The 23,298-nt window shown below is 64.7% G+C and carries 15 protein-coding genes, 2 pseudogenes, 1 CRISPR repeat array and 2 other annotated features; of the genes and pseudogenes, 9 read left to right on the plus strand and 8 right to left on the minus strand.

What is annotated here, in order from left to right; genetic code table 11:
- The first annotated feature begins 53 nt into the window (after positions 1-53).
- The 6 genes from cas3u (at position 54) to ACOGJB_RS15940 (ending at position 11,261) form a co-directional block, all read left to right on the plus strand.
- Positions 54-2,780: a type I-U CRISPR-associated helicase/endonuclease Cas3 gene (gene cas3u, locus ACOGJB_RS15915; protein WP_419840755.1), complete on the plus strand. Its 2,727-nt coding sequence runs from the start codon at positions 54-56 to the stop codon at positions 2,778-2,780.
- A complete protein-coding gene (locus tag ACOGJB_RS15920) occupies positions 2,780-3,724 on the plus strand; it encodes a hypothetical protein (RefSeq protein ID WP_419838073.1) in 945 nt (314 codons plus the stop codon). The genes cas3u and ACOGJB_RS15920 overlap by 1 nt, the downstream gene beginning before the upstream one ends.
- Positions 3,724-4,329, plus strand: coding sequence for a CRISPR-associated protein Cas4 (gene cas4 / locus ACOGJB_RS15925; protein ID WP_419838074.1), 606 nt, complete (start codon positions 3,724-3,726; stop codon positions 4,327-4,329). The genes ACOGJB_RS15920 and cas4 overlap by 1 nt, the downstream gene beginning before the upstream one ends.
- Entirely contained in the window at positions 4,326-5,339 is a 1,014-nt protein-coding gene (gene cas1, locus ACOGJB_RS15930; protein ID WP_419838075.1) for a CRISPR-associated endonuclease Cas1, read from the plus strand. The genes cas4 and cas1 overlap by 4 nt, the downstream gene beginning before the upstream one ends.
- 14 nt (positions 5,340-5,353) lie before the next feature.
- Positions 5,354-5,632 (plus strand): CRISPR-associated endonuclease Cas2, encoded by a 279-nt coding sequence (cas2, locus tag ACOGJB_RS15935; RefSeq protein ID WP_419838076.1) that lies wholly within the window; start codon positions 5,354-5,356, stop codon positions 5,630-5,632.
- Between the two features lie 130 nt (positions 5,633-5,762).
- Positions 5,763-9,794: direct repeats of the CRISPR family, unit length 37 nt; unit sequence CTTGGAGGGGGAATATTCCCCCTCCCTTTGTTGAGCG.
- Positions 9,795-9,996: 202 nt separating this feature from the next.
- Positions 9,997-11,261 (plus strand): IS3 family transposase gene (locus ACOGJB_RS15940; RefSeq protein WP_419838077.1). Its coding sequence is split into 2 segments (ribosomal slippage): positions 9,997-10,297 and positions 10,297-11,261, totalling 1,266 coding nucleotides; the frame shifts between segments, so codons are not numbered across the junction.
- Positions 10,293-10,409 (plus strand) — a sequence feature (AL1L pseudoknot). Its footprint overlaps the gene before it by 117 nt.
- 103 nt (positions 11,262-11,364) lie before the next feature.
- Here the strand turns inward: ACOGJB_RS15940 and ACOGJB_RS15945 are convergent.
- Positions 11,365-12,195 (minus strand): annotated as a pseudogene (locus ACOGJB_RS15945) (ISL3 family transposase); the annotation flags it as partial.
- Between the two features lie 62 nt (positions 12,196-12,257).
- Here ACOGJB_RS15945 and ACOGJB_RS15950 point away from each other — a divergent pair.
- Positions 12,258-13,535, plus strand: a pseudogene (locus ACOGJB_RS15950) (IS3 family transposase).
- Positions 12,536-12,665 (plus strand) — a sequence feature (AL1L pseudoknot). It overlaps the preceding pseudogene by 130 nt.
- Positions 13,536-13,601: 66 nt before the next feature.
- Here ACOGJB_RS15950 and ACOGJB_RS15955 read toward each other — a convergent pair.
- Positions 13,602-14,597 carry a molybdopterin-dependent oxidoreductase gene (locus tag ACOGJB_RS15955; protein WP_419838078.1) on the minus strand — a complete coding sequence of 332 codons (996 nt, stop codon included), beginning with the start codon at positions 14,595-14,597 and terminating at the stop codon, positions 13,602-13,604.
- 123 nt (positions 14,598-14,720) lie between these two features.
- Between ACOGJB_RS15955 and ACOGJB_RS15960 the strand changes: the two genes are divergently transcribed.
- Positions 14,721-15,350, plus strand: a complete 630-nt coding sequence (locus ACOGJB_RS15960; protein ID WP_419838079.1) for an NYN domain-containing protein — start codon at positions 14,721-14,723, stop codon at positions 15,348-15,350.
- A gap of 425 nt (positions 15,351-15,775) precedes the next feature.
- Here the strand turns inward: ACOGJB_RS15960 and ACOGJB_RS15965 are convergent, their stop codons facing one another.
- The 6 genes from ACOGJB_RS15965 to hydA form a co-directional block, all read right to left on the minus strand.
- Entirely contained in the window at positions 15,776-16,948 is a 1,173-nt protein-coding gene (locus ACOGJB_RS15965; protein ID WP_419838080.1) for an ATP-binding protein, read from the minus strand.
- A gap of 251 nt (positions 16,949-17,199) precedes the next feature.
- Positions 17,200-17,772, minus strand: a complete 573-nt coding sequence (locus ACOGJB_RS15970) for a zeta toxin family protein (protein WP_419838081.1) — start codon at positions 17,770-17,772, stop codon at positions 17,200-17,202.
- Between the two features lie 33 nt (positions 17,773-17,805).
- Positions 17,806-18,156 carry a TA system antitoxin ParD family protein gene (locus ACOGJB_RS15975; RefSeq protein WP_419838082.1) on the minus strand — a complete coding sequence of 117 codons (351 nt, stop codon included), beginning with the start codon at positions 18,154-18,156 and terminating at the stop codon, positions 17,806-17,808.
- 286 nt (positions 18,157-18,442) lie between these two features.
- A complete protein-coding gene (locus ACOGJB_RS15980; protein ID WP_419838083.1) occupies positions 18,443-19,045 on the minus strand; it encodes an ArsR/SmtB family transcription factor in 603 nt (200 codons plus the stop codon).
- A gap of 127 nt (positions 19,046-19,172) precedes the next feature.
- Positions 19,173-20,180: a TIGR03842 family LLM class F420-dependent oxidoreductase gene (locus tag ACOGJB_RS15985; RefSeq protein ID WP_419838084.1), complete on the minus strand. Its 1,008-nt coding sequence runs from the start codon at positions 20,178-20,180 to the stop codon at positions 19,173-19,175.
- A 65-nt stretch (positions 20,181-20,245) separates the two neighbouring features.
- Positions 20,246-21,655: a dihydropyrimidinase gene (hydA, locus tag ACOGJB_RS15990; protein ID WP_419838085.1), complete on the minus strand. Its 1,410-nt coding sequence runs from the start codon at positions 21,653-21,655 to the stop codon at positions 20,246-20,248.
- 214 nt (positions 21,656-21,869) lie between these two features.
- On the opposite strand from hydA, the gene ACOGJB_RS15995 reads away from it, so the two are divergent.
- A complete protein-coding gene (locus tag ACOGJB_RS15995; RefSeq protein WP_419838086.1) occupies positions 21,870-23,297 on the plus strand; it encodes an MFS transporter in 1,428 nt (475 codons plus the stop codon).
- Position 23,298: the final 1 nt, after the last annotated feature.

Raw genomic sequence — 23,298 nt, forward strand, 5'->3', positions numbered from 1 at the left:
CTGGCGGCGCCTCGTTGCTGCCCACTCCTCCTTTCGAGGACTTCTACGCAGCGGTGTATGAGCGCGAGCCGTTTCCTTGGCAATCGCGGCTTGCGCAGAAAGTTCACGACGACGGGGCATGGCCGCTCGAAATCGGCGTGCCCACGGGGCTTGGCAAGACGGCGTGCTTGGACATCGCGGTGTGGTGGTTGGCCTCGCAGGCGCACTTGGAACCTACGCAGCGAACTGCGCCGACGCGTATCTGGTGGTGCGTGAACCGTCGACTCCTCGTTGATTCCACTGCCAAGCACGCAAGACGGCTCACCTGTTTGCTTCGCGAGGGGGACTCATCGGCCCACGATCACGCTGCGCAACGAGCGCTGTGTAGTGTGCGCGATCGCTTGTGCGCGTTGTCGGCGTTGCCAGAAGCGCCGCCACTGCAAGTCGTTCAGCTGCGCGGGGGCATGTCGTCGGAGCGCCCACGGGATCCGTCTCAGCCGGCGATCGTGCTGTCGACCATTCCGATGTACGGATCGCGTCTGCTGTTTCGCGGGTACGGCTCGTCGCGATCGATGCGCCCGATCGATGCGGCCATGGCGGGTACCGACAGCTTGGTGCTCATCGATGAGGCGCACCTTGCGCAGCACCTGAGGGACTTGGTGCCGGCGCTGAAGGACTGCGCACCTCGTGTCGAGGAGTTGTGGACTTCTGGGCGCTCAGGTCCCCAGATCGTCTCGTTGACAGCTACGGGCGATGTCGGCGACGGAAGGTTCGACCTCGATGAAGCCGACCGCGAACATCCTGAGGTGAGACGGCGTCTCCACGCACGCAAGCCGTTGACCCTGCGGGTGCCGTTATCGGGCAAGCCCGAACGCCACCTTGCTGACGAGGCTAAGGCGCTGCTGGCCGCTGCTGGCCGACCGGTGTCGTGTGTGGTGTTCGCCAACACGCCGGCAACGGCCCGCGCTGTGTACACCGAGCTTGTTGCGCGGCGCAAGTCAGCGGGCGATCGGGTTCTGCTGCTCACAGGGCGTGCCCGAGAGGAAGATGCCGCCGTTGTGCGCAGCCAGATTCTGGATGCCGCGCACGGAGCGCCGTCAGAACGCCCCAATGTGGCCCGCGAGCACAGTCTTGTGGTTGTAGCGACCCAGACACTCGAGGTAGGCGCGGATGTCGATTTCGAGTTCTTGGTGACCGAGCAGTGCGGGGTGCGAGCGCTTACGCAAAGACTCGGGCGCCTGAATCGTCTTGGCCGATTCGACGGGTCCCGCGCCGTTTACGTCCATCTGGAGTCGGCCCGTGCTCGCAAGCCCGATACGGGCTGGCCCGTCTATGGACCCGAACCCGACCACGTTCTGCGCAGGCTGGAACAGGCTCAGAGCATCGGGGATGAGTCCGGGAACGAGATCGACATGTCCCCGCATGCGATCTCGGCGGTGCTCGGTGAAGCCGAGGACGACCCCGGTCGGGCACCGGAAGTGCTCCCTGCGCTCCTGTGGGAGTGGGTCAAGACCACCACGCCGCCGCCCGGCGAGGCACCGGTCGAGCCGTACTTCTCGGGCATCCAAGACCAGAACAGATCCGTGTCGGTCATATGGCGGTGCCATGTACCAGTGCCGGGGGAGCGGCTGTGGCCGCGGCCACGTGATGCTGAGGCAATAGATGTACCCATCTGGGAGCTGCGCAGCGCGCTTGAAGATCAGCAGTTGACGCGCCTCACGCCGGATCGGCTCTCGGTGGAGGCGGTCGGCACGGACGAGTTGCGCCCGGGCGACTCGGTGGTTCTCCCGACAGATGTGGGCCTCATCGACCAGTTCGGTTGGGATGCCACATGCCGTGAACGCGCTCACGACGTCGCATTGGAGTGTGCAGGCCTGCCGCTTGATGCAGCCGCTATCCGCCGGCTCGCGAGTGTGGAGGTCGGTGGGCTTGTCAACACCATCTTGCAGAACGATGTCGACGAACCTGACGAAGAGGAGAGTTCCGCAGCGCTTGCTCATTTGATCGAGACGCTGCGAGCCACGCTGCCTCCCAAGTGGGATGAGGATTCTTGGGCTGGCTTCTTGAGCGCCCTCGACCCTGTCGTTTCCGAACCTGCGAACGAGATTCCTCGGCTGCGACGTCGATCCGAGGACGCCAGCCGAGTCATCTATGACGAATTCGACGAGCGTTCTCTTGCCGCTGCGGCAGTCGAGTTGGACGCACACGGCTACGCAGTCGGGGAGCAGGCATATGCCGTTGCGCGCTGCATCGGTCTTGCCGCCGATCTGGCGGGAGTCCTGCGCTCGGCGGGGCAGTGTCACGATGTCGGCAAAGCTGACGATCGCTTTCAGCAATGGCTTCGGGACGGACCAGTGGAACAGCCCCTCGTTGCGAAGTCGTCGATGCGACGTGATCGATGGGCAGCGGCCCGGGCAGCGGCGGGTTGGCCCCGCGGCGGCCGGCATGAGGAACTGTCTGCCCGTCTGGTGACGGCTTGGCTGGCTGCCGCCGACAGCGGCGACATCTCAGGCTCAGACGCGCAACTATTGACTCACTTGGTCGTCAGCCATCATGGAAGGGGCCGACCGCTGGTGGAACCGGTCAACGACGGCTCACCCTCGTCGGTTCGCTGGTCGATCAAGGGACATGAAGTGTCTGCGTGTGCAGACTTGGCAGTCGTCGATTGGGAGCAGCCGGAGCGGTTTGCCCGCCTCAACGAACGTTTCGGGCCGTGGGGCTTAGCGCTGCTGGAAGCAGTTGTGCGCCAAGCCGACCACACCGTGTCGGCGGGTGCCTCCATTGCATGGGAGGTCCGCTAATGCCCTCACACGAATGTCCCGGTCTGCCGGCCGAATGGCTCAACGCGTGGCTGGCCGCTGTCGGCGTCACGGTCTTGGTGCCCGACATGCGCCTGTCCTGGACCGACAGTGCCAGCCCGCATGCTGTTCTGCATGCGCCAGACGGTTCCGATCCGATCGACTTGCTAGTCGATGCATGGCCTACCAAGGAACGAATCGACGACATGCCGATTGCCGATTCTTGGCGCGATATTCAGCCTTACGACCCCAAGATGTCTATTGATGATTTTCGTAACCGAGCTCGCTATTTGCGATCACATGGGCATAGTGACCACTGGTCACTGTCATCAATCTATACAGACCTGTTTGTCAATGCTCAGACAAAGGATCATGCCGTCGGCGGGTCGAAGTTCGCCCCCGGAGTTCCAGGAAAGAACAATCTGACGGGCAAGGGGCGTACAATCTACAGCCGACTGGCAAAAGTTCACTCTCAGGTGAGCGAGAGCCGAATTCAGGTCATTGCTACATTGGCAGGACATTCAAGACGTGTCGAAGACAACGGATTAGGATTCGACTTCAGGCGCATAACTGCTCTTGCCGACGACTCCAAGAAGCGCGTTGATGCTGTTATTGAGGTTCTGGCCTTCTTCGGACTTGCTCTGTTTCCGATCCGGGGTATTGGCGTAATCAAGACTGCAACCAATACCAAGAGGAGTTCGAATAGAAACAATTTCCTTCAACAGCGGAATTGGATTCAATATCAACGCAATGGCTCGTTGCGATTTGTATGGCCAGCTTGGCGCGTTCCCTTGACTCGTGCGGCGATTGACGCATTGCTCGATGCTTGGAGTCCGACGCGCCGTGGTGCATGGTCTGGGTTGGAGGTTCATAATGCTTGGCAGAGTCTAGAATTCAATGCGTCTGGAGATGATCGGACGCGTGGCATCGGATCGGAATCGCTTTGATGACCGAACCCGTCGTTCTGATTTCGGCGCTTGAGCACTTCGTCTACTGCGAGCGTCAGTGCGCTCTCATCCACGGCGACGGCGTGTGGATGGATAACGCCCACACCGTGCGCGGCTCGCATGCTCATCGTCGGGTGGACAGCGGGCTGCATCGCCGCGAGCGGGGCGTGCTGACCTTGCGATCGATCCCGCTGTGGAGCGAGACGCTGGGGCTGTCGGGCCGGGCGGACACCGTCGAGTTCAACGAGGGTGCGGTGTACCCGGTCGAGCACAAATCCGGTGTACGTCACGGCAAGGCCGCCGACCTGCAGGTGTGTGCTCAAGCGATGTGCCTCGAAGAGATGATGCACGTCGACATACCCGTTGCCTATGTCTGGTACGGCGGACCCCGCAGGCGGGCGAAGGTGCTTCTCGACCACCAGCTCCGAACGGATGTGATTGAGACTGTGGAATCGGTCCGTGCGCAGCTGCTCTCCGGTGAACTGCCTGCGGCACCCAACGATGCTCGCTGCGAGGAATGCCAGCTCGAGCCCCACTGCCTCCCGTCCGCGACGGCCACAGCGACGCGGATTGCAGCGTTGACATCTGAGGCACTGCTGCTGTGAAGATTCTCAGCACGGTCTATGTCACCGACCACCGCGCCAAGGTGGGAGTGCGCAAGGGGTCGCTGACCGTCACACGTGAGTCCGGCACAACCCGCATACCCATGGAAGGCGTCGACAGCGTCCTGTTGTTGGGTCGTGCGCAGGTCACCTCCGATGCGCTCGCAAGCTGCGCAGCGCGAGGAGTCCGCGTCGCGTCGCTCAAGCGAAACGGCGCGCTGCGATTCGCTTGTGGCGGCCCAATGGGCGGAAACGTCCACCTTCGAACCTCCCAGCACGCTGCCGCCGCTGACGAGCAGCGATCCCTTGAACTAGCCCGCCGGTTTGTCGCTGCGAAGATTCGCAACTCGTGCTCGGTAGTCGAGCGCTGGTCTCGCGACGCGGAAGGAGTGCTCGCCAAGACGCTCCGGAACAGATCGGATCAGATTCGCGACCGACTCGGCCGAATCGGGGCTGCTCGCGACGGGGATCACCTCCGCGGAATCGAGGGCGACGCGGCGCGCTTGTACTTCACGTGCATCGGTCAGGCGCTGTCGCAGAGCCCGCTGAGTTTCACAGCGCGCAGCCGCCGTCCGCCACGCGACCCGGTGAACGCCGCCATGAGCTTTTGCTATGGGTTGCTCACCACGGAACTCATCGGCGGACTTGATGCAGTAGGACTTGACTACCAAGTCGGCTTTCTTCATCGAGCCCGCTCCGGTCGGCCGTCGTTGGCGCTCGACTTGGCGGAGGAACTGCGGCCTATCTGCGACCGATTCGTCGTCACATTGGTCCGACGGCGCCAGCTCGGACCCAGCGATTTCGAACGCATGCCCGGAGGCGCCGTTTACTTCAATGACAGCGGTCGAGCCCGATTGCTCGAACGCTGGGAGGAACACCGCGAGCAGGCCTTCCGCCACGCAACTCTTCAACGGCCAATCGAGCGCTGGGCGCTGCCGACAGTCCAGGCGACACTCCTCGCGAGACATCTGCGAGGCGATCTGCCCATGTACCCGCCCTTCGTGCTCTCGTAGCGATGGATGTTCTCGTGACGTACGACATCGCAACTGACAAGAAGTCGGACGCGAGACGTCTCAAGAAGGTGGCTGATCTCTGCTCCGAATACGGCACGCGCGTCCAGTATTCGGTATTCGAGTGTCGCGTGACACCAGCATCATTGGCGAAGCTCCGGGCTGATCTTGAAGACACCATCGATTGGAACAGGGACACGATCACCCTGTACCGATTTCGAGGCTCTATCAACGATGCCAAGACAACTCTTGGGGTTGAACTCGACCACCAGACAGGCAATCCTTGGATCCTGTGACTTCCGTGCGAACCCGCGGTGCTCCTTGACAACCGAATACCCGAGCGAGTCCGATGGGGCTTATTTCGCGCGCTGCGCGGCCTTTTCTGGCCGCAGGCAGTCCTCTTGGCCACGCTCCGTGACCGGGAGACTTGGAGGGGGAATATTCCCCCTCCCTTTGTTGAGCGGTGTTGTGGACAGCCGATGTCACGATCCGCGGGGAGCCTTGGAGGGGGAATATTCCCCCTCCCTTTGTTGAGCGCGGCGCGCCACGGTCGGCGGCGTGACCGTCCCCAGCTTGGAGGGGGAATATTCCCCCTCCCTTTGTTGAGCGGGCCGCCGCGCCGATCGGGCAGCCCGCGGCCGGACGGCCTTGGAGGGGGAATATTCCCCCTCCCTTTGTTGAGCGCTCGACGCGGAGCCGGGGACGAGCATGCCGGTGCGGCTTGGAGGGGGAATATTCCCCCTCCCTTTGTTGAGCGTGTTCGGCGCCGATTCCGAACGGCTCCCCGACGGCCTCCTTGGAGGGGGAATATTCCCCCTCCCTTTGTTGAGCGCTCGGTCAGTTCTTCGAGCGAGTCGTAGCGGCCGTCCTTGGAGGGGGAATATTCCCCCTCCCTTTGTTGAGCGCCGGTGGACTACGACGACGACGCCACGCTCGACGCGCACTTGGAGGGGGAATATTCCCCCTCCCTTTGTTGAGCGCGGCTTATCGGTGCCGTGCCGGCGTTCATGTTGTGATCTTGGAGGGGGAATATTCCCCCTCCCTTTGTTGAGCGCGGCGGCGACGCGGGCGGCCGAGATGCTGGCCGAGCCTTGGAGGGGGAATATTCCCCCTCCCTTTGTTGAGCGCCGACTCTGTTCGAGCCGGAAGCTGACGATGACTACTTGGAGGGGGAATATTCCCCCTCCCTTTGTTGAGCGCGGCGCGCCACGGTCGGCGGCGTGACCGTCCCCAGCTCTTGGAGGGGGAATATTCCCCCTCCCTTTGTTGAGCGACGGCGTCGGTGTACCGCGTCGTCGCCGACGCGGACTTGGAGGGGGAATATTCCCCCTCCCTTTGTTGAGCGGTCCTCGGGCATGCGCCGCCCGCCGGCACGTCGCCGAACTTGGAGGGGGAATATTCCCCCTCCCTTTGTTGAGCGTGCTGCTGCGGCGGCGTGGCGAGCCGATCATGACGGCCTTGGAGGGGGAATATTCCCCCTCCCTTTGTTGAGCGGCCGGCTCGCGATTGGAGGCCCCCTTTCTGCAGTCCGTCCTTGGAGGGGGAATATTCCCCCTCCCTTTGTTGAGCGACCGGCCGCAACTCGGGCGGCCGTGACCTCGGAGACGGCTTGGAGGGGGAATATTCCCCCTCCCTTTGTTGAGCGCTCGAGACGGGCACCGTCGAGGATCGTGCGTTCCGCTTGGAGGGGGAATATTCCCCCTCCCTTTGTTGAGCGTGCGCAGGCTGCGCAGGATATCAGACCATGAGGCACGCCTTGGAGGGGGAATATTCCCCCTCCCTTTGTTGAGCGAGCGCACAGTCACCGTCGCCGGTCCTGGCCCGCTGCTTGGAGGGGGAATATTCCCCCTCCCTTTGTTGAGCGGACCGGAACGTCCACGCCCCCAAGTGGTTCTCCAGCCTTGGAGGGGGAATATTCCCCCTCCCTTTGTTGAGCGGCGTCGTCGACGTTCAACGACGGCGCCAGGGTGCACGGCTTGGAGGGGGAATATTCCCCCTCCCTTTGTTGAGCGCCCATCAGCCAGCGGGTGAATTCCGGGTTGAGTACGCTTGGAGGGGGAATATTCCCCCTCCCTTTGTTGAGCGACGTTCACGTTCGCCGCTCCGGTCGGCACCACTCACTTGGAGGGGGAATATTCCCCCTCCCTTTGTTGAGCGGACGCTGAGCCTGCCGTGAGGGATCGGGCTTCGACGGAACTTGGAGGGGGAATATTCCCCCTCCCTTTGTTGAGCGCCGTCAGCGGCGGTGGCGACTGTCGCTGTCGAGTCCGCCGCTTGGAGGGGGAATATTCCCCCTCCCTTTGTTGAGCGGGCGACTTGTTCGCGGGCGTAGGTCCAGCGGTAGACTTGGAGGGGGAATATTCCCCCTCCCTTTGTTGAGCGATGATGTACACTGGTGTACAAGCCCTCCCCATGAGCTTGGAGGGGGAATATTCCCCCTCCCTTTGTTGAGCGGCCGCGTGCCAGTTCGACTGGTCGCCCGAGTCATGGCCTTGGAGGGGGAATATTCCCCCTCCCTTTGTTGAGCGGTCGATGGTGGCCAGCCACCGGTTCGGCCCCCACGTGACCTTGGAGGGGGAATATTCCCCCTCCCTTTGTTGAGCGCGCTGAATGAGCGCATGGACGGGCCAGGTCACACGGCGCCTTGGAGGGGGAATATTCCCCCTCCCTTTGTTGAGCGTTGGCGGCGACCTTGCACGCCGACGTCGGCTACGTCTTGCTTGGAGGGGGAATATTCCCCCTCCCTTTGTTGAGCGTCCATGACGAATGTCCTGTCGCGGCCCCATCTCGGGACTTGGAGGGGGAATATTCCCCCTCCCTTTGTTGAGCGCGGTCTATGTCGCGTATCGGCGTGCCTCGGAGGGGCACTTGGAGGGGGAATATTCCCCCTCCCTTTGTTGAGCGATCTCGATGTGCCGCCGCCAGGTGCCCGTCTACTTCTTGGAGGGGGAATATTCCCCCTCCCTTTGTTGAGCGGACACATGGCCATGCGCCGCTCATGCACCCGAGGCCCTTGGAGGGGGAATATTCCCCCTCCCTTTGTTGAGCGGCGGCGACTGCATCCGCAGCCGCACGCTCGGTCAAGGACCTTGGAGGGGGAATATTCCCCCTCCCTTTGTTGAGCGCAGACCGACGTGCGCGCCGCGGTCAGCGGCGGCGGTCTTGGAGGGGGAATATTCCCCCTCCCTTTGTTGAGCGGGCTGGGCCGGCGGCGCCGGCGGCGACTCGCAGCCCGAACTTGGAGGGGGAATATTCCCCCTCCCTTTGTTGAGCGCGCGTCGCCGACAGACGCGAGCCGTGACCGCGGAGCCCTTGGAGGGGGAATATTCCCCCTCCCTTTGTTGAGCGGTCCTCACCGGCCGTCCTCTGAGTGCCGCCGACATCTTGGAGGGGGAATATTCCCCCTCCCTTTGTTGAGCGGGCGCCCGCGGCGACGAGGGCGGCTGGACGCGCCTCGCTTGGAGGGGGAATATTCCCCCTCCCTTTGTTGAGCGATGTTGATCGTCGCCGACCGCAGGTCGGCGAGCAGCTCTTGGAGGGGGAATATTCCCCCTCCCTTTGTTGAGCGATCGCTGGCGTCATAACCCTTCACCCGCCGACGGGCACCTTGGAGGGGGAATATTCCCCCTCCCTTTGTTGAGCGTTCGGCGCTCGGCGCATGGTCCCACACACCTACTGGGCCTTGGAGGGGGAATATTCCCCCTCCCTTTGTTGAGCGACCAGTTACTGGCAGCCGGCGCAACCACTAACCGGTGCTCTTGGAGGGGGAATATTCCCCCTCCCTTTGTTGAGCGACGGCGCCGATCGCTGCGGCGCCGGTCGAGAACGCCGCTTGGAGGGGGAATATTCCCCCTCCCTTTGTTGAGCGCGCCGCGACTGGGTCGACGGCGCCTACCGGATCTGGGTCTTGGAGGGGGAATATTCCCCCTCCCTTTGTTGAGCGACGACGGCCGTGTTCCGCGTCGTCGCCGACGCGGACTTGGAGGGGGAATATTCCCCCTCCCTTTGTTGAGCGCGCACCATGTCGGTGATCCTGTCCAGACAGAACGCGACTTGGAGGGGGAATATTCCCCCTCCCTTTGTTGAGCGAGCCGGATCGGCTGACCGGCGCCGAGTCGGCTGACCGCTTGGAGGGGGAATATTCCCCCTCCCTTTGTTGAGCGCTGGCGATGGCATTCGAAGCCGGCGCCATCAGAGACCAGCTTGGAGGGGGAATATTCCCCCTCCCTTTGTTGAGCGCGCGTCTGGGTCCACGCCACGCTCGGCACCCGCCGGCCTTGGAGGGGGAATATTCCCCCTCCCTTTGTTGAGCGAAGCAATCAAGCAAGCAAGGGAGCAACAACGATGACCTTGGAGGGGGAATATTCCCCCTCCCTTTGTTGAGCGGCCGCGACCGCGACGAGCCGATGCCCGACGACCTCCTTGGAGGGGGAATATTCCCCCTCCCTTTGTTGAGCGAGGTACACCACCACGAGCTAGCCCTGATTATTCATGAGAATGCCGCGAGTCGTCTTTTGGGCATGCCGGTTGGCCTGATTTGTCGTGTCGGGGTTGTTGGGGTGCGAATCAGGGCTCCGCTGGGCTGTTTTTGGCCCCGATTTGGGTGTGATTCGCACTGGGTTTCGCGCAGGCTCCAAGGATTGGAGCGAGCATGGGATCTATGGACACACAAGCGGGGCGGGCGGCGACGTCGCGTCGGTATTCGGCTGAGCAGAAACAGCAGGCGGTGCGGATGGTGTTCGCGTTGCGCGAAGAGCTGGGCACCTCGGCTGGGACGGTGACGCGTGTGGCGCGTCAGCTGGGCTATGGCGAGGAGTCGCTGCGCCGCTGGGTGGCTCAGGCCGAGGTCGACGCCGGGGCTCGACCCGGCGTGTCGAGCGCTGAGAGCGGCGAGCTCAAGAAGCTTCGCCAGGAGAACCGCGAACTGCGGCGAGCGAATGAGATCTTGCAGCGGGCGGCGGTTTTTTTCGGGGCGGAGCTCGACCGCCGACAGCGATGATCGTCGAGTTCGTCGACGCGAACCGCGAAGAGTTCGGGGTCGAGCCCGTCTGCGCTGCGTTGCAGGCGGCCCCCTCCACGTATTGGTCGGCCAAGCGCCGGCCGCCGTCAGCGCGTGCGTTGCGCGACGCCAAGATGATGCCGCTGCTGTTGGTCCTGTGGCAGGCCAACTACTGCGTCTATGGGGCGCGCAAGCTGTGGGTGGCGGCCCGGCGAGCGGGCCATGACATCGGCCGCGACCAAGTGGCTCGGCTGATGGGCCTGCTCGATATCCGGGGTGTCCAGCGGACAAAGCGGGTGCGCACCACCCGGGCGGACCCCAAAGCCGCCCGGCCGCCCGATCTCGTCGAGCGCGACTTCACAGCCGACGCGCCGAACCGGCTGTGGGTCGCGGACCTCACCCATGTCCCCACCTGGTCCGGCGTCGCCTATGTGTGCTTCATCACCGACGCGTTCTCCCGCCGCATCGTGGGCTGGCGGGTCGCGTCGAACATGGCAACACAGATGGTGCTCGACGCGCTCGAGATGGCCCGCTGGGCACGCGGCGCCCGCCTCGAAGGGCTCATAGCCCACGCCGACGCCGGCAGCCAGTTCACCAGCATCCGCTACAGCGAACGGCTCGACGAAATCGGCGCCGTCCCGTCGATCGGGTCGGTCGCCGACTCATATGACAACGCCCTCGCCGAGGCGGTCAACTCGCTCTACAAGACCGAGCTGATCCGCGGCCCAGGCCAAGGCCCGTGGCGCACGATCGACGACGTCGAGCTCGCCACCCTCGGCTGGGTGCACTGGTGGAACACCGACCGCATCCACGGCTACCTCCACGACCAGTCACCCGACCAATTCGAAGCCGCCTACGCTGCGGCGAACACCGACAACCACCAAACAAAAAACCACAACATTCAGCCTGCGCAAAACCCAGGGTGAATCAGTACTGTGGTATGGGTTGGCTTGGAGGGGGAATATTCCCCCTCCCTTTGTGAGCCTTCGCGAATTTGTGGGATTTGGGCTGCTGGGCTCGGTGTGGGGGTCAGGTTAGTAGCAGGCCGCGGGCTTCGAAGTTGGTGTAGTTGGTGAAGCCGTGGGCTTTGCGCCGCAGGACTTGCAGCAGGTTGTTGGTGCCTTCGATGCGTCCGTTGCTGGGGCGCCGTGTGTGGTGCCAGTTGAGGATCTGCTCGTTCCAGGCCAGGAACGTGTCGACGGTGTCGCTGAACTCGGGGATGTCCCCGGTCCCGTAGATGTCCGCGAAGCGGTCCAGTGCCGCCAGGGCGCCTTCGCGGTCCTCGGCAAGGTAGAGGTTGTGCAGCTCGCCCAGCGCGTCCCAGGCTGCTTTGAGGCGAGGCTGGGTCTCGAACAGCTTGTCGAGGCGGGCCTTTTCGTCGGCGTCGAGCTTGTCGGGGCGTCGCATCAGCAAGAACCGTGCTTTGAACACTTCTGGGTCGAACGCAGGCTTGGAGCCCTCGGGGCGGCGCTGCACGTCGCGGCGCACCGCGGTCATCCCTGCCGCGAACCATCTGATGACGTGGAACCGATCCAGGACGTGACGGGCGTGGCCGAGCTGTTTGTCTATTGCCGACTTGTATGCCTTGGAGCCGTCGGACACCACGACTTTGACGCGGCGGCACCATTTGGGTCCCTGAGCAGCCAGAAACCCCGACAATGCTGCGCTGTCGCGGTGGGGGACCATGGCGAGCACCTCGCCGGTGTCGCCGTTGACGAGCACCGTCACATAGCGATGCCGCTTGCGTATCGACGTCTCGTCGACCAGCAGCACCCGGCATCTTCGCCGCCGGCGATGGTCGGCGACGACGCCCGCCCAGGCCACCACCAACGCGTTCACCAGCCCCCAGCTCACCCGGTGCCTCTTGGCTGTGAATCGCCCCGGGTTTGGTGGAGGCTCTGATCCTTGGGAAGGATGGAGCTATGGCGAACAATGGGAGGTATCCCGCTGAGCTGCGTGAGCGGGCGGTGAGGATGGTGCTCGACCATGAGCGTGACCACGGTTCGAGATGGGAGGCGATCTGCTCGGTTGCTCACAAGCTGGGGCCGTCGGCGGAGTCGGTGCGCAAGTGGGTGCGCCGTGCCGAGATCGACGCTGGAGCCCGTGACGGGGTTACCACTGCGGAGCGTGAGCGGATCAAGGTCCTCGAACGCGAGAACCGCGAGCTGCGTCGAGCGAACGAGATCTTGAAGGCGGCGTCGGCTTTCTTCGGGTAAGGGGCTCGACCGCCAGTCTCAGAGATAGTGGCGTTCGTCGACGCTCACAGGGACCGGTTCGGGGTCGAGCCGATCTGCGCTGTGCTCACCGAGCACGGCGTCGGGATCGCCCCGTCCACCTATTACGCCGCGAAGACCAGGCCGCCGTCGGCGAGAGCGCGACGCGACGGGTTCTTGTGCGACGTGATCGCCCGGGTGCATCGCGACAACTACGACGCCTACGGCGCGGTGAAGGTGTGGGAGCACCTCAACCGCGTCGAGGCGATCCCGGCCGCCCGCTGCACCACCGAGCGGCTGATGCGCCGCCTGGGCCTCGAGGGGACCCGGCGGGGCCGGCCGCCTTCGACCACCACCCCGCGGCCCGACGACGACCGGCCCGCGGACCTGGTGAACCGAGACTTCTCAGCGTCGGCGCCTGATCGGCTGTGGCTCGCGGACCTCACCTACGTGCGCACCCGCAGCGGCTGGGTGTACGCGGCGTTCGTGATCGACGCCTACAGCCGCCGGGTGCTGGGATGGCAGACGTCGCGCTCCTTGCGCACCGACCTCGCCCTCGACGCATTGGACATGGCCATCCACACCCGCCGACGCGACGGCCGCGCTGTGGAGGGGGTCACCCATCACAGCGACCGCGGATCGCAATACCTGTCCATCCGCTACAGCCAAAGGCTCGCCGACAACAACGTCGTCGCGTCGGTCGGCTCCAAGGGCGACAGCTACGACAACGCCATGATCGAGAGCTTCAACGGCCTCTACAAGTGGGAGCTGATCTACCCCCGCGGACCCTGGCAGAACATCAGCGAAGTCGAGTACGCCACCCTCGAATGGGTCGACTGGTACAACCATCGGCGGCTCCACAGCCGCCTCACCGGCACCCCCCGCCACACCACCCCGATCGAACACGAGAACGCCCACTACAGTCAAACCGTCACAGCCGACCAGGCTGCGACCCACAAAAAACAGTCTCTACCGAACCCGGTGTGATTCACCTCACTTGGAGGGGGAATATTCCCCCTCCCTTTGTTGAGCGGTCGACAGAGAGCTCGTCGGCTACTCAAGCGGGAATGGGAGCTGCAACCACCACGGGCGGTCGACGACGTCGATGCGGCTCACCCACTTGACCCACCAGAATCCTCGCCGACCCGGCGCAACCAGCCGCACCGGGGCGCCGTGGCCGCGGCGCAACGGCTCGCCTCCGTAGCCCACCGCCAAGTACAGGTTGTCGGCGTCGCGAGCGGGGAACAGTCGGCTGTAGCCGGTCAGCGAGGTGACCTCCAGAGTCGGTGCGTCATTCGACTGCATCAGCTCGGCCAGCGGTACCGCGTCCCACGACTGTCGGCTCCACCACCCACCGGTGCAGTCGAGGTCGGCCGTCACCGGCGCAGCCTGTTCATGCAGTGTTTCGAGAGGCACCAGCTCGCCGGCGAGCGTCAGTTCCCAGTCCGAGGCGGTCACCCGGGGCGACGTGTCGTTGAGCCACATAGTCGTCGGCATCTCAGCGGGCTTGAACGAGGCGATCTCGTGCGAACCGGTGAATCGTCGGTTGTCGCCTACCACGAGCTGCTGGATCCAGTACGCCGTGCCGGCGGCGGCCAGCGCGATGCCGCCGCCGACAAAGGCCCTGCGGTCGAGGTCGGCCACGGTGGGGCGACCCGGTCGGCTGACGATGTGCCACACCAGCAGCGGGGCGACGAATGCCACCAGCAAGACATGGATCCACAGCGCCGACCAGTAGCCCACCCCGTGCCACAGCCCGGTGGCGTGAAGTACCCCGAGCACGACGGTCGCGACGACGAGAGCGCCGAGCAGCATCGACAGCCACCTGGTCGCGCGGCGGCGCTTCAGCCCGGTGCGCACCGAGCCCCGGAACTTTGCCGGGGCCAGCGCCAGCAGGCTCAAGCCGGCGAGGGCATGGACGACCGTGACCCAGCGGCCCCAGCCGGTGCCGACTGCCCACGATGCGAGCCCGGTCCCTGCCGCCGCCGTCGCCGCGATTCCCAGCAGCAGGTCCACCCGCCGGGCAGTGAGCCATCTGCCACGTCTCATGCCATGGCCCTCACTTCGTCACGATCTTTGTAGTCCTTGGAGGCCGCTCTAAGTTCCGTGCCGACGTGTGCCCGATTGTGAAGAATGTGTCCAACTCGTAGATTGTTGAGCCGCATTTCACGGATGGGGGTAGGCGTGACATCCCGCACCCAAGACCGCCTAGCTCTCTTTGTTGACTATCAGAACTGCTACCGCGGAGCGCGCTCAGCTTTCTTCCGCGACGATGATCCTGCGCCTCGTGGCCAGGTTCGGCCACGCCAGCTCGGCATGCGGCTTGCAGAACGCGGTGATGCGCGACGCGTGCTTGTCGGCGTGTTCGTCTGCCGAGGCCTCCCGTCATCGAGCCGCGATTCGAAGGGCTTCGGTGCCGCCGAGCGCCAGATCGCCCATTGGCAGCGAGAGCGTCTGGTGCAGGCTTGGTCGCGGCCATTGAACTATCGGGACCCGTCTCGACCCCAGGAAAAAGGCGTCGATGTGAAGATCGCCGTCGACATGGTGACGATGGCGATGCGCGACGAGTTCGACATCGCAGTCCTGTTTTCTAACGATACGGATTTTGTCCCGGCGATCGAATCCGTGATGAACATCAAGGGTTCAGACTTGGCCTGCGAAGTAGCCACATGGGTGCCATCCGATGGCAGACGAATCAAACCGATTCGGCTAGCCGGCCGGAAACTCTGGGTCAACCGGCTCAGTCGAGCGGACTTCAGCCGAGTCGAGGACAACACGGATTACACCCGTCGCCGAAGATGATGAAGAAGGCGGTAGCACCTTCGCTGAGCCATACCTTCGTTCATCATGGGCAGCAGCCAAGTAGAGCAATTGCCTAGCACTCGGCGCAATCGCCCGCGACCTCAACACCGTGTCGCAACGAGTTGTGTGGGTGTTACGCTTTCTGACAATCCTCCCCGCCTTTCAGGACGCTTCGTTGCAGACCTGGAATGGCGGGGCTTTTTTGCTAAGGGCCCGCCGCGGGTCAAGTCGCGCGAACGATCCGTGTGATTGCCAAGAGTTACGCATGGTTCCGAGCGCAGACCACGCGACTTGACTTCTGGCGGACCCTAACGACCGTCTACCAGCGCCCACTGCCCACGATGCCAGCCCGGTCCCCGCTGCCACCGTCGCTGCGATGCTCAACAGCAGGTTCACCCGCCGAGCAGTGAGCCGAGTGCCGAGCCTCATGCCATGTCGATCAGCGGATCCTCGCCGGTCAGCAATTCGACCGCACCGATGGCGGTGATGCGTTCGTCGAGGGCGAATCGGTGGGCACCTGCATGGACCACGTAGAGATGGTCGAGCTCGAGGTCGGCGAGGGCGCTGCGCATCGAGCGCGTCACCCTTGGACGCTCGGTTCGCTTGATCTCGAAACCCAAGGCGCGACCGTTCACCGTCAGACGGAGGTCGAGCTCGGCACCGCTGTGGGTCGACCAGAATGCCACCGTTGCCCGTGTTGCGCCGTCGAGACGGGCAAGGATCTGCTCCACCACCAGGCCCTCCCAGCTCGCTCCCAGCGCCCGATGGCGTTCGAGCTCGACGTGGTCGGTGATGCCGAGCAGTCGATGCAGCAAACCGGTGTCGCGGATGTACACCCGTGGCGACTTCACCTGCCGCTTGCCGACATTGGCGAACCAAGGCGGAAGCTGGCGCACGACCAGCGCATCAGTGAGCGCGTCCAGGTACCGGCGCACAGTGCTTGCCGAGACGTCGACGGACCGGGCAACTGCGGCGGCGTTCCAGGTCTGGCCGTGATAATGAGCGACCATCGTCCAGAACCGCCGCATGGCAGCCGCCGGAATGCGGACGCCGAGGTTGGCGAGGTCGCGCTCAAGGAAAGTGGCGATGTAGTCGTCCCGCCAGCGGTTGGAGGCCGCGAGATCCGGTGCCAGGCACGAGGGCGGTAACCCGCCGCGCAGCCACAGGTCATCAAGCCGGTCGCTGCCGAGGTCGCCAAGGCGGAAGCCTGCCAGCTCGACAAAGCTCACCCGCCCGGCGAGCGTCTCAGCGCTCAGCCCGGTCAGGTCGGGGGAGGCGCTGCCGAGGACGACGAACCGGCCCGGACGGCGATGCTCGTCCACCAGCACACGCAACGACGTGAAAAGTTCGGGCATGCGCTGTGCCTCGTCGATCACGATGGTCTCGCCGCGGTCTCGCAAGGCGAGCATCGGCTCAGACAGTCGGGCGCGATCGCGATAGTCCTCGAGGTCGAAAAACGCCGCAGTCGATGGCTTGATGACACGGCGTACCAGCGTCGACTTGCCTGCTTGGCGCGGCCCTGTCAGCAGAGTCACCGGAGCGTGCGCAACCGCGGCACGCAGCGCCTGCTCGTCAACTGGCCGCGGCACGAACTCCATGCGGGCAAGATTACCTTGAAAAATAGTCACAAGACAACGGATTATCAAGGTAAATCGTCGGAGCACGCGGTTTGCGTTGCGTGCTACCGGCCACACCGCGCTTCGGGTGACCTACCTGCAGGACAGAGAGTTGCGTGAGCCGACGACGTGTCGCCTGACGCTGCTGAGCACCCATGCCGGGCGCCTGCTCGAAGTACTCCAGCGAGGCGTGCCGGACCCTGCCTGAGTTCGGTCGGGAGCGGCGGCGTGGATCAGAGGTTCACAAGTTCCGCTGGCGCCCATGCAGGCCACTTCGGCCGCCGTACGGGCGAGCCGGATCGGTAGGCGGCGATGACCCTGTATGGGTTAGTCGCTGATGAGTTGTCGTAGACGATGGTCTCGTCGACGATGCCGGCTGCTTGCGCGACATGGCTCCAGAGCCGTCGGTGGCGGGACCGGATCTTGTCTTCGGGGACGAAGTGTCCTCCGTTCGCCACGCGGTGCTCGACGCGTGCTACTGCGAGCGCCTCGGAGACGAGGATGACATGGAGCACCACGATGTAACCGGCCCGCGACGCACGGCGGGGCAATTCGACCCTCGACTCGTGAGAGAACACCGTCTCGGCCACGAACGACGTGTGCTCGGCAAGCAGTTCCGCTCGCCGCTGCTCGGCAAGACTCGCTGCGTCATACGCATGCGCCGCCTCCGCGCCGGGCCAACGCTGTGCGGCAATGTGGTCGGCGTTGACGAACTCAAGCGTGGACGGAGCGAGCACGCTGCGTTGGAAGGTGTTCTTGCCGGCGCCGTTCGGGCCAGCGATGACGTGCAGGACCGGTGTGGGCATCGAAAGGCGCCCGTGTCAGCCGAACCGCAATCTTCAGGGCTGGTGCCGGATAATCGTGCCCTCGTCGTCCTGCTCGACATAGGACATCCCCGCTGCTTCGAACTCAGCGACGAGATCGAGGGTGCGTCGGCGCTGCTCGGTTCGCTCGGCCCCTTCGGCCCGAACGATTGCCTGCTCGCGGCTGTTGAGATCGTCGTAGGAGGAATCGCAGGCGAGTACCCGCTCGATGTCCCGGAGTGACACGTCGGGTGCCAGCTCGAATTCCTTGCCGATGCGAGCCCAGTGGCTGATCTGCTGTGCTGTGCTGCGACTCATCGCAGGCGCCACAGCGGCCGCGCACGCGTGGATCTCCTCATCGACCCGGACCGGTGAACTCGTAGCCATGCCTCAACCTCACGCACAAGCGTAGCAGACTGCTACAACCGGTCCCTCGCCCAGACAGCCCAAGACCGACAGATCAGGCAGAGCCCCCGAATGCCAAAGAACTCGGGGACGCCGTTGTGTTCTGAGCAGTTGCCTGATGCTGCTACGGGCTCGCCGAGATGCGCGGTCTTGACCTGGTTTCAGCCGGACTGCTCACGATGCGAGCACGCGCGCGACGGCGTTGATGCGTTCGCCCGCTGCTCCCATGTTGGCCTTGACCCGTTCGAGCCGGCGGGTAGCGATCGCTTCAGCGAGCCAGTCGGACGTCACCCTCGACTTCTAGCACTATCGGTGCCAAGGGCTGCTCTTGAATTTGGGCGACGAACGGTTCCGGCGAAGAGGATCCCCATCTCTCTCGGTCGATCACGATGGGGTTGACCTCCACCCGCAGATCTTCTGCGACGGCACGGCACGCCGCGCGAACAGCGCGCAACGGCGCTTCGCCAATCACAACGACATCGATGTCGTTCGGAAAGTGGCCCGGCTCGCCGACAAAGCGGCGTGCCCACGAGCCGTAGACAAACGCGACCTCTACGCCCTCGACGCCACCCAGAGCGTTGCCGAGGCGCCCCAGTACGCCGACAGTCTGGAGCAGAATGGAGCGAAGCTCCGGTGCCCACGGCAGTTCCCAATTTGGGCGGACGAGCCTGTTGCGGCCCAGCAGTCGGGTTACCAAGAGTCCGTGCTCTTCGAGTCGGGCTACTTCCCTGCTCGCCGTTGCTTGCGCGACGCGTGCGCGTTCGGCAATCGCTCCGACGGTGAGTTCGTCTCCCGTGCCGGCGAAGAGAACCCCGAGTATCCGAAGCTGTTGATCGGATCTGAACAGCGGTGCCAGAGCGGGCGCAGACATACTCACACTCTTGACAATATCATCGAGAGTGTGAGTATGTCTGCGCCGAGGGTCCCTGAGCCTGAGCTGAATCTGAAGACAGCGCTTTCGCTAGAGCCCCGATTTCAGGCAGTTCTGGACTCTCGGGCTACCCGCCGCCCTCGAGCGCCGGAATGATCCGCTGGCCATAGGCGTTGAGAGTCTCGTCAGGGGCGTCGTGCATCAAGTAGATGGCGAACTGGTCTACGCCGAGTTCTCGCAGTTCACTCAGGCGGGCGATGTGGCGGCTGGCATCACCGAGGACGCAGAACCGGTCGATCACCTCGTCGGGGACGAAGTCGGCATGGACGTTGCCCGCTCTGCCGTGCTCGGCGTAGTCGTAGCCCCGCCGGCCCTTGATGTAGTCGGTGAGCGCTTGGGGCACCCCGCCGCCGCTGTCGCCGTAGCGCTCGGTGAGGTCGGCCACATGGTTGCCGACCATGCCGCCGAACCAGCGGCACTGATCGCGCTGATGGGCCAGGTCGTCGCCCACATACGCGGGCGCGGCCACGCAGATGTAGAGATCATCGGGGTCGCGCCCCGCTTCGGCGGCAGCCCGCCGTACTGCAGCAATGGTCCACTCGGCGATCTGCGGGTCGGCGAGCTGCAAGATGAAGCCGTCGGCCTGCTCGCCGCAGAGTCGCAGCGCACGCGGCCCATACGCGGCCATCCAGATGTCGAGCCTGCCGCCCGACGACCACGGGATCTTCTGCTTGGTGCCGTTGTATTCGACCTCGTGGCCCTCGGCCATGCCCTTGATGACCTTCATCGACTCGGCCAGCGTGGCGAGGCTGGCGGGTGCATGACCCAGCACCCTCATGGCCGAATCGCCCCGACCGATGCCGCAAACCGTCCGGTTGGCGAACATGTCGTTGAGCGTGGCGAACAGCGAAGCGGTGACCGTCGGGTTGCGAGTGCCCGGATTGGTGACCATGGGGCCCACGATCATGCGGTTCGTGGCCGACAGCATCTGGCTGTAGATCACGTAGGGCTCTTGCCACAGCACGTGGCTGTCGAACGTCCACCCGTAGGTGAATCCCATCGTTTCGGCTCGCCTGGCCAAGTCGACCACTCGCCACGCGGGTGGATTTGTCTGAAGAACGATGCCGAAGTCCATGTTCACTGTCCTGTAGACCGTCCGGCGGGAGCTGCGTGTGGTCGAGCTGGGCCTGGCGTCGTCTCCTATTGCAAGTACTGGCACAGACCCCTGCGCAGGTACCGGCCGTCGCCCGCGCGGCCCAGGTACCGGGCGCCGTCGATGATCTTGCGGCCCCGCGAGAACACCGTGTCGACGTGGCCGGTCACCTCGATCCCCTCGTAGGCGGAGTGGTCGATGTTCATGTGGTGATCGTCGGCGCTGATGGTCCAACGATGCTCGGGGTCATAGATCACGACGTCGGCGTCCGAGCCGGCCGCGATGATCCCCTTGCGGGGGTACAGGCCCATCATGCGGGCCGGGGTTGTGGCGCACAGTTCCACCCAGCGAGCGAGCCCGATCTCGCCGGTGACCACGCCCTGGAAGATCATGTCCATGCGGTGCTCCACGCCGCCGATGCCATTGGGAATCGCCCGGAAATCGTTGAGCCCCAGCTCCTTTTGCTCCTTCATGCAGAACGGGCAGTGGTCGGTGGACACGACGGCCAGGTCGTTGGTGCGCAGCCCCTTCCACAGGGCGTCCTGGTGGCCCTCCTCACGAGAGCGGAGCGGTGTCGAGCACACGTAGGCCGCGCCCTCGAAACCGGGCCGGGCGAGGTGCTCTTCCAGGCTGAAGTGCAGGTACTGCGGGCAGGTCTCGGCGAACACGTTCATGCCGGTGTCGCGCGCCAGCGCCACCTGCTCGAGGGCCTCGGCGGCCGAGAGGTGAACGATGTACAGCGGCGCTGCACCCACCTTGGCGAGCTGGATGGCCCGATGGGTGGCTTCGGACTCGAGTTCCTTGCGCCGCACATAGCCGTGATTGACCGGAGCGGTCTCGCCCCGCTCGAAAGCCTGTGCAGCGAGCACGTCGATGGCCAGGCCGTTCTCGGCGTGCATCATGATCAGCCCGCCGTTGCCGGCCGCCTGCTGCATGGCCCGCAGGATCAGGCCGTCGTCTGAGTACAGAACGCCCGGGTAGGCCATGAACAGCTTGAAGCTGGTGACACCCTCGTCGACCAGGGGATCCATCTCGGCCAGCGCGTCGCCATCGACGCCGCCGAGGATCATGTGCATGCCGTAGTCGATGGCACAGTTGCCCTCAGCTTCGGCCATGCGCGCGTCGAAGCACGCCCGCACATTCTCGCCGTAGGTCTGGGTGGCGAAATCGACGATGGTCGTGGTGCCGCCCCAAGCCGCCGCCTGCGTGCCTGTCTCGAAGCTGTCCGAGGCGTAGGTGCCGCCGAAGGGCAGCGACATGTGGGTGTGCACGTCCACCCCGCCGGGCACCACCAGGCGCCCGGAGGCGTCGACCACCTCGGCGCCCTGCTCGGCGGCCACGGCGATGTCGCTGCCGGGTTGCAGAACGGCAGCGATCTGCTCACCGTCGATGAGCACCTCGGCCGCATCCGCTCCGGTCGAGCTGACAACGGTGCCTCCCTTGATGAGCGTTGTCATCTTCACGTCTCCGTGTCGGTGCCCGTGGCGGCGCCATTGTCGGTCAGCCGAGAGGCTCACCTGCGAGGCGACGGCGAGCAGTCAACTGTAGATCAGCGCCCGTCGGAGCACGTTCCCGACGCACGGCGCGACGCAGAGGCGGGAGGATCGGCGGATCGAGCCGCAGTGGGCACTTTCCCGACGCGCGGCGCGCCACAGCGGGCAGGATGTACCGATGTCCAAACGCAGCACCGCCTTCCGCGGATGGAAGGTGGTGGGTGCGGGAGGAATGATGCAGGGCCTGCAGTCGGCCCTGTTCATGCACGCGTCGGGCTCGTATCTGGTCGAGCTGCAGCGGGAATTCGGCTGGAGCAAGACCGCTCTGTCGGGCGCGGTAGCGATGAACCGGGCCGAGACCGCGCTGCTCGGGCCTGCGCAGGGCTGGCTGCTCGACCGATTCGGCCCACGCGCCATCGCCCGCACTGGTTCGGTCTTCATGGCAGCGGGTTTCGTCTTCTTCGGACAGGTCCACTCGCTGTGGCAGTTCTACGCGGCGTTCATGCTCATTGCCGTGGGCTCGAGCTTCTGCGGCTTCGTGACTGTGACCGTCTCGATCGTGCGCTGGTTCGAGCGGCTGCGAGCCAGGGCGCTGTCGGTCGCCGGCATGGGCTTGGGAATCGGCGGCATGTGCGTGCCGCTGATCGTGCTGTCGTTCTCGTACTTCGGCTGGCGGACGACCGCAACCGTCGCAGGACTGGGCGGGGCCGCAGCGGCGTGGTGGCTGGCCAAGTACCTCGAAGGGCGGCCCGAGGACTACGGACAGGAGATCGACGGCGGGGCCCATGTCGTCGCCGGTGGCACGACAGTGCGTGCCGAAGGCGTCAGCGACGTCCACTTCACGGCGTCGGAAGCGCTGCGCACGCGGGCGTTCTGGATGATCTCGTTCGGGCACATGAGCGCGTTGTTCGTGGTCGGCGTCGTGATGGCGCACCTGCAGCTCTTTCTGACCTCAGAGAGGGGCTACTCGCTGCAACAAGCCAGCTTCGTGGCAGCGTCGCTCCCGTTCGTTCAACTCGGCGGCATGGCCCTCGGCGGCTATCTCGGAGACCGCATCAACAAGCGGCTCATCGCATCGGTGGCAATGTGCGGCCACGCGGGCGGCCTGCTGCTGCTGGCCTGGTCGCCCAACGTGGCGGTGGTGGTGCTGTTCGTGGTGCTGCACGGGCTCGCGTGGGGGGCGCGGGGCCCGCTGATGCAGGCGCTGCGGGCGGACTACTTCGGCTCGTCGTCGTTCGCCACGATCATGGGCATCAGCTCGATGATCGTGCTGACCGGCACGGTGCTGGGGCCGCTGGTCGCCGGCTGGATCGCCGACATGACCGGCAGCTACGTGCTCGCTTTCGTCGTGCTGTCGGCAATGACGGCACTCGGCATGATCTTCTTCATCCTCGCCAGGCCCCCGGAACCGCCGCGCCGCGACGACAGCTCACGTTCTGGCCCAGCGAGCAGGGTCGGCATGGGCGCGACCGCAGACGATCAGCCGACCATCGACGGCGACCCAGCGTCAAGGCCCGGCACAGACGCCGAGCATCCCGCTGTAGCTGCGCCGGCAGGCGACGCGACTCCCGCCGCGGGGGCACCGCGGCAGGAGATGGCAGGCTGAG

Source organism: Candidatus Poriferisodalis sp., assembly GCF_965208895.1.
Taxonomy (GTDB): Bacteria; Actinomycetota; Acidimicrobiia; order Acidimicrobiales; family Poriferisodalaceae; genus Poriferisodalis.

What these genes read in the sequence shown, in the direction of transcription:
- ACOGJB_RS15920 (WP_419838073.1), top strand. Translation starts at nt 2,780, where the DNA reads ATGCCCTCACACGAATGTCCCGGTCTGCCGGCCGAATGGCTCAACGCG.
- cas4 (WP_419838074.1), top strand. Translation starts at nt 3,724, where the DNA reads ATGACCGAACCCGTCGTTCTGATTTCGGCGCTTGAGCACTTCGTCTAC.
- ACOGJB_RS15955 (WP_419838078.1), bottom strand. Translation starts at nt 14,597, where the DNA reads ATGAGACGTGGCAGATGGCTCACTGCCCGGCGGGTGGACCTGCTGCTG.
- ACOGJB_RS15960 (WP_419838079.1), top strand. Translation starts at nt 14,721, where the DNA reads ATGGGGGTAGGCGTGACATCCCGCACCCAAGACCGCCTAGCTCTCTTT.
- ACOGJB_RS15965 (WP_419838080.1), bottom strand. Translation starts at nt 16,948, where the DNA reads ATGGAGTTCGTGCCGCGGCCAGTTGACGAGCAGGCGCTGCGTGCCGCG.
- ACOGJB_RS15970 (WP_419838081.1), bottom strand. Translation starts at nt 17,772, where the DNA reads ATGCCCACACCGGTCCTGCACGTCATCGCTGGCCCGAACGGCGCCGGC.
- ACOGJB_RS15975 (WP_419838082.1), bottom strand. Translation starts at nt 18,156, where the DNA reads ATGGCTACGAGTTCACCGGTCCGGGTCGATGAGGAGATCCACGCGTGC.
- ACOGJB_RS15980 (WP_419838083.1), bottom strand. Translation starts at nt 19,045, where the DNA reads ATGTCTGCGCCCGCTCTGGCACCGCTGTTCAGATCCGATCAACAGCTT.
- ACOGJB_RS15985 (WP_419838084.1), bottom strand. Translation starts at nt 20,180, where the DNA reads ATGGACTTCGGCATCGTTCTTCAGACAAATCCACCCGCGTGGCGAGTG.
- hydA (WP_419838085.1), bottom strand. Translation starts at nt 21,655, where the DNA reads ATGACAACGCTCATCAAGGGAGGCACCGTTGTCAGCTCGACCGGAGCG.
- ACOGJB_RS15995 (WP_419838086.1), top strand. Translation starts at nt 21,870, where the DNA reads ATGTCCAAACGCAGCACCGCCTTCCGCGGATGGAAGGTGGTGGGTGCG.